The organism is Stutzerimonas stutzeri RCH2 (assembly GCF_000327065.1).
Classification (GTDB): Bacteria; Pseudomonadota; Gammaproteobacteria; order Pseudomonadales; family Pseudomonadaceae; genus Stutzerimonas; species Stutzerimonas stutzeri_AE.
Genome location: NC_019936.1, coordinates 2,458,777 through 2,471,300 on the forward strand (window position 1 = coordinate 2,458,777; position 12,524 = coordinate 2,471,300).

The following is a 12,524-nucleotide window of genomic DNA, read 5'->3' on the forward strand; positions in this document are numbered from 1 at the left end:
CCTCGAGCCCGCGTCGGACGGGGCTGCAGCCTTACGCATAGGCGATCCTGTCACTCCCCGCCCGAGCGGCGCGACCGGCAGGCGACTTAACTTTTTGGCCTGTTTCCAGTAGTATCGGCCCGCCGTTTTTGGCGCCACATTCCATACGAAGCTGTTTTCAAAGCGTCACGAGCACAGTTGAACCGGCTGCGTGCCGGATGCGCAGATTTGCCTTCCCCCCTGCCCATCCGGCCTCGCCCGCCCGGCGTAAAACTTTGAAAACAGCTTCCGGATGCGCGTCCCGAAACACCCAAGGGACCAATGATGAGGGTAAAAACTGTGCTTGAAGCCTATCGCAAACACGTAGAAGAGCGTGCCGCCCAGGGCGTCGTGCCCCAGCCGCTGAACGCCGAGCAAACCGCAGGTCTGGTCGAGCTGCTGAAGAACCCACCGGCCGGCGAAGAAGAATTCCTCGTTGATCTGATCACCAACCGCGTCCCTGCTGGCGTCGACGAAGCCGCCTACGTCAAGGCCGGTTTCCTGTCCGCCCTGGCCAAAGGTGAAACCTCCTCGCCGCTGCTGAGCAAGCAGCGCGCCGTCGAGCTGCTGGGCACCATGCAGGGCGGCTACAACATTTCCACCCTGGTCGAACTGCTGGACAGCGCCGAGCTGGGCGCAGTTGCCGCCGAGCAGCTGAAGCACACCCTGCTGATGTTCGATGCCTTCCACGACGTAGCCGAGAAAGCCAAAGCCGGCAACGAGCACGCCAAGGCCGTAATGCAGTCCTGGGCCGAGGGTGAGTGGTTCACCAATCGTCCAGCTGTTGCCGAAAAAGTTTCCCTGTCGGTATTCAAGGTCACTGGCGAAACCAACACCGACGACCTGTCGCCTGCGCCGGATGCCTGGTCGCGCCCTGACATTCCGCTGCACGCCCTGGCCATGCTGAAAATGGCCCGCGACGGCATCAACCCGGACGTACCCGGCTCCGTCGGCCCGATCAAGCAGATGGAAGAACTGAAGGCCAAGGGCTTCCCGGTTGCTTACGTCGGCGACGTGGTCGGCACCGGTTCCTCGCGCAAGTCGGCCACCAACTCCGTGCTGTGGTTCTTCGGTGACGACATCCCGAACGTCCCGAACAAGCGCGCCGGTGGCTTCTGCTTCGGCACCAAGATCGCTCCGATCTTCTACAACACCATGGAAGATGCCGGCGCCCTGCCGATCGAATTCGATTGCAGCAACCTGGCCATGGGCGACGTGATCGACGTTTATCCCTACGCTGGCAAGGTTTGCAAGCACGGCACCGATGAAGTCATCACCACCTTCGAACTGAAAACCGACGTGCTGCTGGACGAAGTCCGTGCAGGCGGTCGTATTCCGCTGATCATTGGCCGCGGCCTGACCGAGAAGGCTCGCGCCGAGATGGGTTTGGCTCCGTCCACTCTGTTCAAGAAGCCGGAAGCGCCGGCAGACAGCGGCAAGGGTTTCACCCTCGCACAGAAGATGGTCGGTCGCGCCTGCGGTCTGCCGGAAGGCAAAGGCGTCCGTCCGGGCACCTATTGCGAGCCGAAGATGACCACCGTGGGCTCCCAGGACACCACTGGCCCGATGACCCGCGACGAGCTGAAGGACCTGGCTTGCCTGGGCTTCTCCGCCGACCTGGTCATGCAGTCGTTCTGCCACACCGCTGCCTATCCGAAGCCGATCGACGTCAACACCCACCACACCCTGCCGGACTTCATTATGAACCGCAGCGGCGTGTCCCTGCGTCCCGGCGACGGCATCATCCACAGCTGGCTGAACCGCATGCTGCTGCCGGATACCGTTGGTACCGGTGGTGACTCGCACACCCGCTTCCCGATCGGCATCTCCTTCCCGGCCGGTTCCGGCCTGGTCGCCTTTGCTGCCGCCACTGGCGTCATGCCGCTGGACATGCCGGAATCCGTACTGGTGCGCTTCAAGGGTCAGATGCAACCTGGCATCACCCTGCGTGACCTGGTTCACGCCATCCCCTACTACGCCATTCAGCAGGGCCTGCTGACCGTCGAGAAGAAAGGCAAGAAGAACATCTTCTCCGGCCGCATTCTCGAGATCGAAGGCCTGAATCAACTGACCGTCGAGCAGGCTTTCGAGCTGTCCGATGCGTCCGCCGAGCGTTCGGCTGCTGGCTGCACCATCAAGCTGCCGGAAGATTCGATCGCCGAGTACCTGAAGTCGAACATCACCATGCTGCGCTGGATGATCAGCGAAGGCTATGGCGATGCCCGCACCCTGGAGCGCCGCGCTCAGGCGATGGAAGCCTGGCTGGCCGATCCGAAGCTGCTGGAAGCAGACAAGGACGCCGAATACGCTGCAGTAATCGAGATCGACCTGGCCGAAGTGAAAGAGCCAGTGCTCTGCGCACCGAACGACCCGGACGATGCCCGCCTGCTGTCCACCGTTGCTGGCGAGAAGATCGACGAAGTCTTCATCGGTTCCTGCATGACCAACATCGGTCACTTCCGTGCTGCCGGCAAGCTGCTGGACAAGGTCAAGGGCGGCATCCCGACCCGCCTGTGGCTGGCCCCGCCGACCAAGATGGACGCTCACCAGCTGACCGAGGAAGGCTACTACGGCATCTACGGCAAGGCCGGTGCACGCATGGAAATGCCAGGCTGCTCGCTGTGCATGGGTAACCAGGCTCGCGTTCAGACCGGTTCTACCGTGGTTTCCACCTCGACCCGTAACTTCCCGAACCGCCTTGGGGACGCCACCAACGTCTACCTGGCATCGGCTGAGCTGGCTGCAGTTGCCTCGATCATTGGCAAGCTGCCGACCGTCGCGGAGTACATGGAATACGCGAAGAACATCGACAGCATGGCTGCCGATATCTATCGCTACCTGTCCTTCGACCAGATCGCCGAATTCCGTGACGCCGCGGAGAAGGCCAAGATCAAGGTTGTCGAAGTCTGATGACGCGTTAAAGCAATGAAAAAACCCCGCTTCGGCGGGGTTTTTTTATGCATGCTTTTCGCTTATGCCTGACTACGCCAGGTCGCCAAAGCAAGCCAATGCTGCCCATGTGATCAACAGCATGCGGGCCGACACATTCATCAGCGAAGCATTCGGCCGTGTACTGCAACACCTTCAACCCGAACCCCGCAAAACATGACGCTCAGCAAGGGAACCGCTTTTCTTCGGACAAAGAAAAGCCCGGGCTAGCCGGGCTCTTCCAAGAGTAGCTGACTCGGATTACTGAACCTGAGCTTCTACTTCAGCCTCAACGCGACGGTTGATCTGACGACCTTCCTCGGTAGAGTTGTCAGCAACTGGGCGGGACTCACCGTAACCTACGGAGTTCACGCGGCCACCCTCAACGCCGTACTCATTGACCAGAACGTTACGCACAGCTTCGGCGCGACGCTCGGACAGACGCTGGTTGTACTGATCGGTACCAACCGAGTCGGTGTGACCTTCAACGGTAGTGCTGGTCTGCGGGTACTGCTGCATGAAGTCAGCGAGGTTTTTGATATCGCTGTAGCTTTCTTCACGAACGCGCGACTTGTCGAAGTCGAACTTGACGTCCAGTTCAACACGTACCAGTTCCGGAGCCGGCTCTGGCTCAGTGTCGACGATCGGAGCCGGTGCCGGCTCTGGAGTCGGCTCAACCGCTGCCACCTGCCGCGCGCCGCCACCAAAGTTCAGGCCGACACCAACGCCAGCCATCCACTCGGCTTCGTCCGCATCGATGTTGTACATGCCGTCGACGCTCGCCTTGGCGAAGAAGTTCTCGGTGAAGTAGTACTTCAGGCCGGTACCAACGTTAGCGAAGGTGCTGCTATCGCGACCACCACGGTCAGCCTGACCGATGCTCTGGTGTGCAACGCCAGCGGAGACGTAAGGACGCAGGCCAACACCCGGCGCGCCGAAATGGTAAGCGGCATCGAGGGAGGTCAGGCTGCCCTTGATGTTCTTGTGGCCGCCATCAACACCGACCGGATCCTTGGAGGTCAGGTCGTGGTATTCGCCATAGGAAAGACCCAGCGAAACATCGTCGGTCAGGAAGTAGCTCACGCCAGCGCCGTAGAGCTCGCCGTCACGCTGAACGTCACGCGAGCTATCGGTGAAGTAGTGCTTACCGAACGCTTCCACCTCTACGGCACCCTGTCCTTGGGCCAGCGCGCTGAGAGAAGTGGCGGCAACCATCGAACCGATAACGACGCCTAAGGTGTTTTTAAGTTTCATCCGTAAATCCCCATCTGGTGGTTAGAATCAGAACAATCTAAGGAAACCGGCTGTCTGTATGCCCAAGCTGTTCGCAAGGTATAAGACAAGTTTCCGGAATTAAGTTTCAGCTGTATCGGAAAATTTTTCGCGAAGCTTATCGAGTGCACGCTTGTAGCGCATCTTCGTTGCGCTTAGACCCATGTGCATGATATCGGCTATTTCCTGAAACTCGAGTTCAGCAACAAAACGCAACACCAATATTTCCCGATCAATCGGATTCACATGCACTAGCCAACGGTCGAGCCCGGTCTTTTCTTCGATTTTCGGGGCTTTTTCATCTGAGGCCTCTTCAAGCGGATCCAGACTGAGCGCATCAAGCAGACGCCTCTTTCGACGCTCCTTGCGATATTGAGTAATACATTCGTTATAAGTGATGCTGTATAGCCATGTTTTAAACTTCGACTTGCCTTCAAAGTTTTTCAAGCCATAAAGAACCTTGAGCATCACCTCCTGACAAACATCGTCGGCGTCCCGCTCGTTTCCCAAATAACGCGCGCACACATTAAACAAAGTGCGCTGATAACGACGCATCAGCTCTTCATAAGCGCGCGTTATATGAAACAGCTCGACATGCGCGTGCTGCACCAGCTCTTCGTCGGTGAGCTGGCGAGGGTCGTAGCGCGATATGGACGATGGGGTTTTAGTCAAGACGCTTCGAGCCGGCAGTCAAAGTCACGGCCGCCATACATGGAAACCGGAAAAAAGGCGACGTACTTTACCAGAATCACCTGGCTACCGGCTGCCCACTCGCTGCTCCAGGAGAACTTTATTGGCGACCGAAGCCAGCTCTCCATCGTCGGTCAGTAACAGCGTTTTGACCGTACCAATCTCTTCAATCTGGCCTTCCAGATCACCAAGACTGACACGCTGCCCCACCTCATATAGTTCGCGAACATAAATACCCGCCAGTATCTGCGCGACCAGCTCTCGACTGCCGAGACCAAAAGCCAGCGCCACGGCCAGGCCGACCGTAATCAACACGATGGCGATAACGTAGTTGAGAAGCTCTGTCTTGACCTCTAGCTGTCCGATCGCGACGGAAATGCTGATGATGATCACCAGCCCCTGCGCCATTCGTGCCAGGCCGTTTGCGTAGTCCAGCCCGACGCTTTCTGCGGCGCCACGAACCAGGCCGCTGAGCAACTGCGCCAAAAGCACCCCAGCCAGCAGAATCAAAGCTGCACCAAACACTTTGGGTACGTAAAGCGCAAGCATATCCAGCGTTGCCGACACACGCTCCAGGCCCAGGGACTCAGCCGCCGAAACCAGGAAAATGAGCAGCACAAACCAGTACACCACCTTGCCGATCAGGGCCGAGACTGGAATACGTATTCCTGCTCGACCGAGCAGCTTGGTAAGACCAGTGCCCGCCATCAACCGATCCAACCCTACCTTGGCGAGCACCTTGGAGAGCAGCGTATCGAGCAGTTTGGCCACCACAAAGCCCAGCAATACCACGACCAGGGCGCCGAAAAGCCGGGGGATGAAGCCTGCGACAGAAGCCCACAGCGAACTCATCGCTGCCAGAAGACTTTGGGTCCAGGGATCGAATTCCATGATCAGTCAGCCTTATCGAATGAACGGTTGGAGGTTTCTCGACGAGAGACGGGAGCGAGATGCCCCTTGCCGCTATTGACGGCCATCATCAACGCTTGCAGCCAATGCCCGATCAGCGCGAAAAGGTCACCTGCGCCGACTTGGCGGTTGGCCGTCTTGAGAACGCGACCCAGGCAAGCATCGTCGTCATGGACAGAAGGCTTGTTGAGCAGGTCGCGCAAGGATTCTTCGAAGGGATCGCGCATGCAAACCTCGCTAAAGTATGTCGGCTAGACGGCTTGTGACCGGGTAGGAGTCACATTCAAACCCAACGCAGCCGACGCAGGATCCACCACTGAAGGAGCGCAACACCGCCGATCAGCACGCAGGCCACGACGAATCCATACGGGAAATCGGCACCGGGGATGCCCCCGACATTGATCCCGAGCAACCCGGTCAGAAAGCTCAGCGGCAGGAAAAAGCCGGTAATGATAGCAAGCAGGTACATGGTGCGGTTCATTCGCTCGCTGAGTCTGCGGTGCTCCGACTCGAGCACCAGGTTTATCCGCTCACGAACCATATCGAGCTCTTCCAGATAGCGGGTTAGCCGGTTGGTCAGCTCATTCCAGTACTCGGTATCGTCCTCGGCGAACCAGCTCAGCCGATGGCGCGTCAGCTGTCCGTAAAGCTCTCGCTGGGGTAGCAGGAAGCGACGCAGCCCTGCCGCCTGCCTGCGCAGGGAGAGCATCGAATCGTGCTCCGGTGTATAGCGCTCGTTACTTTCAAGCGCCTCCTCTTCGTCGTCGATTCGCTCACCCAGCTGCATGACCAGATCGTCTACGCGGTCCGTCATCGCCTCAGCCAGATAAAGAAGAAGCTCGGACGCCGACTTCGGCCCCCTACCCTCCGTCAGTAACCGAATGACCACATCAGTTGAGCGCAGCGGTCTCAGCCGAAGGGAGATGACCCGCTGCCGATCGGCGAAGACGCGCACGGAAACCATGTCCTCCGGCTCCGCGTCGGGATTCAGGTTCACCCCGCGCAAAAACAGCAGCAGCTCTTCATGTGGAAGCGTCAGCATGCGCGGCCGCGTGTTTTCCTCGAGCAGAACGTCACAGGCGAAAGGACTGAGCCCGCTGTGCCTACGTAGCCACTCATGCGCCTGCGGCTGCCCACGATCCCAGTGCAACCAGATGCTCTCGCAAGCGGCAAGCTGCAGCTCGGCCAGATCGCTGTAACCGACCTGCCGCGCACCACCGCTGCCATCTAAAACGAAGGCATGGATCAACCCGCACTGGTCGTTTTCGGTTTCCCGCATCTATCCGTTCCGTCGTTGCTCATGAAAAGCCCGGCATCGCCGGGCTCAAGGGTAATGACTGACGCAGCCGTTTACGCGGCCTTTTACTCCGGCACCGACAGCGGCTCAGGCGATACGATGATGCCGTTGTTATCGGCATACACGTACTCGCCCGGGCGAAACGTCACGCCACAGAAGGTCACCGGAACATTGAGATCACCGATGCCGCGCTTGTCGGTTTTCATCGGATGACTGGCCAGCGCCTGAACGCCAAGCTCGGTCTGCGCGAGGACATCGACATCCCGCACACAGCCATAAATGACCAGACCTTCCCAGCCGTTGCGTGCCGCTTTCTCTGCAAGCATGTCGCCCAGCAAGGCGCGACGGAGCGAGCCGCCACCATCGACCACCAGCACCTTGCCGGTGCCGTCGACATCAACCTGATCCTTGACCAGGGAATTGTCCTCGAAGCATTTGATGGTCACGATCTCACCACCAAAGGAATCGCGGCCACCGAAGTTGCTGAACAGCGGTTCGACGACTTGCACGAGTTCCGGATAGGCGTCGCACAGATCAGGCGTGACGTATTGCATGGAAAGCTCCTTCTGCTTGGAAATTACGGCGACATCCAGCGTACAGCCATATAGGCGCGCATATTAGCCGCTGAACGCTCTAGGCGGAACGAAATCGCTGGAATGACGATTATTCAGCACCAACAAAAACGGGGCTGACGCCCCGTTTTCGTTACCGACTCAACCGTTAGATCTCACGGTCGGCGAGGAAGAACCAGGTGTCGAGAACCGAATCCGGGTTGAGGGATACGCTCTCGATGCCCTGCTCCATCAGCCACTTGGCCAAGTCAGGGTGATCCGATGGTCCCTGACCACAGATACCGATGTACTTGCCGGCCTTGTTGCAGGCCTGGATGGCGTTGGCGAGCAGCTTCTTCACCGCCGGGTTACGCTCGTCGAACAAGTGGGCGATGATGCCGGAGTCGCGGTCCAGACCCAGGGTCAGCTGAGTCATGTCGTTCGAGCCGATGGAGAAACCATCGAAGAACTCCAGGAACTCATCTGCCAGCAGAGCGTTGGACGGCAGCTCGCACATCATGATGACGCGTAGGCCATTCTCGCCACGCTTGAGGCCGTACTTCGCCAACAGATCGATGACCTGCGAGGCTTCGCCCAGGGTGCGCACGAAGGGAACCATCAGCTCGACGTTGGTCAGACCCATGACGTCGCGGACCTTCTTCATCGCGCGGCATTCGAGCTCGAAGCAGTCGCGGAACGAGTCACTGATGTAACGCGAGGCACCGCGGAAGCCCAGCATCGGGTTTTCTTCTTCCGGCTCGTACAGCTTGCCGCCGATCAGGTTGGCGTATTCATTGGACTTGAAGTCCGACAGGCGCACGATGACCTTCTTCGGCCAGAAGGCGGCTGCCAGGGTACTTACGCCCTCGACCAGCTTCTCGACGTAGAAATTGACGGGATCGTCGTAGCCTGCAATGCGCTTCTCGACGCTGCTCTTCACATCGGCCGGCAGGCCTTCGAAGTTCAGCAGCGCCTTGGGGTGCACGCCGATCATGCGGTTGATGATGAACTCGAGACGCGCCAGGCCGACGCCTTCGTTCGGCAGATGCGCGAAGTCGAAGGCACGGTCAGGATTGCCGACGTTCATCATGATCTTGAACGGCAGTTCCGGCATGGCGTCGATGGAGTTCTGGCGAATGTCGAAGCCCAGCTCACCATCGAAGATCAGGCCGGTGTCGCCTTCGGCGCAGGAAACGGTCACGCGCTGGCCGTCTTTCAGCAGCTCGGTAGCGTTACCGCAACCCACCACAGCGGGAATGCCCAGCTCGCGGGCGATGATCGCCGCATGGCAAGTACGCCCGCCACGGTTGGTGACGATGGCGCTGGCACGCTTCATCACCGGCTCCCAATCCGGGTCGGTCATGTCGGAAACCAGCACGTCGCCCGGCTGGACCTTGTCCATTTCGCTGACGTCGTGGATGACCTTGACCGGGCCAGCGCCGATGCGTTGACCGATGGCACGGCCTTCGACCAGCACGGTGCCTTTTTCCTTCAGCAGGTAGCGCTCCATGACATTGGCGCTGCTGCGGCTCTTAACGGTTTCCGGACGCGCCTGGACGATATACAGCTGGTTGTCATCGCCATCTTTGGCCCATTCGATGTCCATCGGACGACCGTAGTGTTTCTCGATGGTCATCGCCTGCTTGGCGAGGTTGGTCACTTCTTCGTCCGTCAGGCAGAAGCGCATGCGATCGGCCTGATCGACATCGACAGTCTTGACCGACTTGCCGGCGCTGGCTTCAGCGCCGTACACCATCTTGATCGCCTTGCTGCCCAGGTTGCGGCGCAGGATGGCGGGACGTCCGGCTTCCAGGGTGTGCTTGTGCACGTAGAATTCGTCCGGATTGACCGCGCCCTGAACGACCGTCTCACCCAGGCCGTAAGCACCGGTGATGAACACCACGTCACGGAAGCCGGATTCGGTATCCAGCGTGAACATGACACCGGCGGTGCCGGTTTCCGAACGCACCATGCGCTGCACACCGGCAGACAGGGCGACCAGCTTGTGATCGAAGCCCTGGTGCACGCGGTAAGCAATGGCACGGTCATTGAACAGCGAGGCGAACACTTCCTTGGTCGCGCGGATCACGTTGTCCACGCCGCGGATGTTGAGGAAGGTTTCCTGCTGACCGGCGAACGAAGCATCCGGCAGGTCTTCTGCGGTAGCCGAGGAACGCACCGCGACTGCCATGTTGTCATTGCCGCCGGACATCTCCGCGAAGGCGGTGCGGATATCGGCATCCAGTTGCGGCGGGAACTGTGCTTCCATCACCCAACCGCGAATCTGCGCGCCGGCTTTGGCGAGGGCGTTCACGTCATCCACGTCCAGCGCATCGAGAAGCGCATGGATCTGCTCATTGAGACCGCTGAGCTCCATGAAATCACGATAGGCCTGGGCCGTAGTGGCGAAACCGCCAGGCACCGAAACACCCGCGCCCGCGAGGTTGCTGATCATCTCGCCGAGGGAGGCGTTCTTGCCCCCTACACGCTCAACGTCATGATTGCCGAGCTTATCGAGGGAAACTACGTACTCTACCAAGGTGATCTCTCCACATTAGTGTTGGAAACTCAACCGGGGCCCGGCCGCACGACTGTGGCCCGACCCTGCAAAATAAGTAACAATGCCCGCCAACCGGGCTCGGCGAAGGGCCTACTATAGCTGGGAACCGTTCTCGACTTAAGGCCCAAGGCACATGAAACGAACTGCTTTCTTCATTTCGGACGGCACAGGCATCACCGCAGAAACCCTGGGCCAGAGTCTTCTGGCACAGTTCGAGAACATAACCTTCACGAAACTGACCCGCCCGTACATAGACACCGCGGAAAAAGCGCGGGCCATGGTACAGCAAATCAATAATGCCGCGGAAAAGGACGGTGGCCGGCCGATCATCTTCGACACGCTGGTTAACCAGGAAATCCGTGACATTCTGGCCGAATCCAATGGCTTCATGATCGACATCTTCTCTTCGTTCCTTGCTCCGTTGGAACATGAGCTGATGTCACGTTCCTCGTATTCCGTTGGTAAATCCCACTCCATCAGCCACAACGCCAACTACATGGAGCGTATCGACGCGGTCAACTTCGCGCTCGATAACGACGATGGCGCCCGCACCCGCTATTACGACAAGGCCGACCTGATCCTCGTGGGCGTTTCCCGCTGCGGCAAGACGCCTACTTGTCTGTACATGGCGATGCAGTACGGCATCCGCGCCGCCAACTACCCGCTGACCGAGGACGACATGGAGCGCCTGCAGCTGCCCAGCGTGCTCAAGGAGTACAAGGACAAGCTGTTCGGCCTGACCATTGATCCCGACCGCCTGGCTGCCATTCGCCACGAGCGTAAACCCAACAGTCGTTACGCCAGTTTCGCCCAGTGCGAGTTCGAAGTTCGCGAAGTGGAAAATCTCTTCCGCCGCGAGAACATCAACTACATCAACTCGACCCATTTCTCTGTCGAGGAAATCTCCGCAAAGATCCTCGTGGAGAAAGGCGTCGAGCGTCGACTCAAATAACCGCCGCTTCGCTAGACAACAAAAAGTCCGCTTGGTGCGGACTTTTTGCGTTTTTCAGCTAGAAGAATTCAGTTGTCGGCGCTCGGAAGTCCATCAGAACGCGTCGCCTGGCACGCGAACCCAGCCCTCCATCAATACCCGCGCGCTGCGACTCATGATCGCTTTGGTAACGGTCCACTGGCCGTCGACCTGTTTCGCCTCGGCCCCAACCCGCAGCGTGCCGGACGGATGCCCGAAGCGCACGGCCTGGCGTTCACCGCCGCCTGCAGCAAGATTGACCAGCGTACCGGGAACGGCCGCCGCTGTGCCGATGGCCACCGCGCAGGTACCCATCATCGCGTGGTGCAGCTTGCCCATCGACAACGCCCGCACGAGCAGATCGACCTCAGCTGCATCGATGGTCTTTCCGCTGGAGGCCCGATAGCTTTTCGGCCGGGAAACAAAGGCGACCTTTGGCGTGTGTTGCCGGGTCAGTGCCTCTTCAGCGGTCTTGATCAAACCCATGCGCAAGGCACCGGCCACACGAATCGCCTCCAGCCGCGCCAGCGCCTCGGGGTTGCCGTTGATGTCCTCGCGCAGCTCGGTGCCCTGGTAGCCGATATCCTCGGCATTGACGAACACCGTCGGGATGCCGGCGCTGATCATGGTCGCCTTGAGCGTACCGACCCCAGGCACCTCCAGCTCATCCACGAGATTGCCGGTAGGGAACATCGAGCCGCCCTCCTCGCCATCATCCGACGGATCGAGGAATTCGAGCACGATCTCGGCAGCCGGGAAGGTCACGCCGTCCAGCTCGAAATCGCCAGTTTCCTGCGCCTGGCCATCAGTGACCGGCACATGGGCAATGATGGTTTTGCCGATGTTGGCCTGCCAGATCCGCACCACACAGGTACCGTTCTGCGGAATACGCTCGGCATCCACCAGCCCTGCATGCAGCGCAAACGCACCAGCACCGGTCGAAAGGTTGCCGCAGTTGCCACTCCAGTCGACGAACGGCTTGTCGATCGACACCTGACCATAGAGGTACTCGACATCGTGATCAGGCCGAGTGCTTTTTGACAGGATCACGCACTTGCTGGTGCTGGACGTGGCGCCACCCATGCCGTCGATATGCGCCGAGTACGGATCGGGGCTGCCGATCACGCGCATGAACAGCTTGTCGCGCGCCGCGCCGGGCACCTGACAGCTTTCCGGAAGGTCTTGCAGCCGGAAGAACACGCCCTTGCTGGTGCCACCACGCATATAGGTCGCGGGAATTCTGACCTGGGATACATGAGCCATGGAAATCTCGTCCTCATGAAACCGCTGCCACCGGCTGGCCGCAGCGCAGATGAAAGATGCAATCGC

10 protein-coding genes are annotated in these 12,524 nt (G+C 59.4%); 2 read left to right on the plus strand and 8 right to left on the minus strand.

The genetic code is table 11. The annotated features are described in order from the left end of the window. Window positions 1-318 precede the first annotated feature (318 nt). The gene (gene acnB / locus PSEST_RS11255; RefSeq protein WP_041756636.1) at window positions 319-2,928 is read left to right on the plus strand and encodes a bifunctional aconitate hydratase 2/2-methylisocitrate dehydratase; all 2,610 of its coding nucleotides are present in this window, start codon (window positions 319-321) and stop codon (window positions 2,926-2,928) included. Window positions 2,929-3,207: 279 nt separating this feature from the next. Here the strand turns inward: acnB and PSEST_RS11260 are convergent, their stop codons facing one another. The 7 genes from PSEST_RS11260 to ppsA form a co-directional block, all read right to left on the minus strand. Next, window positions 3,208-4,200 (minus strand): OmpA family protein, encoded by a 993-nt coding sequence (locus tag PSEST_RS11260; protein WP_015277100.1) that lies wholly within the window; start codon window positions 4,198-4,200, stop codon window positions 3,208-3,210. Between the two features lie 99 nt (window positions 4,201-4,299). Continuing rightward, on the minus strand, window positions 4,300-4,890 hold the full coding sequence (gene sigX / locus PSEST_RS11265) for an RNA polymerase sigma factor SigX (protein WP_013982740.1): 591 nt from the start codon (window positions 4,888-4,890) through the stop codon (window positions 4,300-4,302). A gap of 84 nt (window positions 4,891-4,974) precedes the next feature. Beyond that, the gene (locus PSEST_RS11270) at window positions 4,975-5,799 is read right to left on the minus strand and encodes a mechanosensitive ion channel family protein (RefSeq protein WP_015277101.1); all 825 of its coding nucleotides are present in this window, start codon (window positions 5,797-5,799) and stop codon (window positions 4,975-4,977) included. A 2-nt stretch (window positions 5,800-5,801) separates the two neighbouring features. Then, a complete protein-coding gene (locus PSEST_RS11275; RefSeq protein ID WP_015277102.1) occupies window positions 5,802-6,044 on the minus strand; it encodes a hypothetical protein in 243 nt (80 codons plus the stop codon). 56 nt (window positions 6,045-6,100) lie between these two features. Then, a complete protein-coding gene (locus tag PSEST_RS11280) occupies window positions 6,101-7,096 on the minus strand; it encodes a zinc transporter ZntB (protein ID WP_015277103.1) in 996 nt (331 codons plus the stop codon). Between the two features lie 83 nt (window positions 7,097-7,179). Further along, window positions 7,180-7,668 (minus strand): ribonuclease E activity regulator RraA, encoded by a 489-nt coding sequence (gene rraA, locus PSEST_RS11285; protein ID WP_015277104.1) that lies wholly within the window; start codon window positions 7,666-7,668, stop codon window positions 7,180-7,182. Window positions 7,669-7,834: 166 nt separating this feature from the next. Continuing rightward, window positions 7,835-10,204, minus strand: coding sequence for a phosphoenolpyruvate synthase (gene ppsA / locus PSEST_RS11290; protein ID WP_015277105.1), 2,370 nt, complete (start codon window positions 10,202-10,204; stop codon window positions 7,835-7,837). A gap of 154 nt (window positions 10,205-10,358) precedes the next feature. Here ppsA and PSEST_RS11295 point away from each other — a divergent pair, with 154 nt between their 5' ends. Further along, on the plus strand, window positions 10,359-11,177 hold the full coding sequence (locus PSEST_RS11295; protein WP_015277106.1) for a pyruvate, water dikinase regulatory protein: 819 nt from the start codon (window positions 10,359-10,361) through the stop codon (window positions 11,175-11,177). Between the two features lie 93 nt (window positions 11,178-11,270). On the opposite strand, the gene prpF is transcribed toward PSEST_RS11295, so the two are convergent. After that, window positions 11,271-12,458 carry a 2-methylaconitate cis-trans isomerase PrpF gene (prpF, locus tag PSEST_RS11300; protein ID WP_015277107.1) on the minus strand — a complete coding sequence of 396 codons (1,188 nt, stop codon included), beginning with the start codon at window positions 12,456-12,458 and terminating at the stop codon, window positions 11,271-11,273. Window positions 12,459-12,524: the final 66 nt, after the last annotated feature.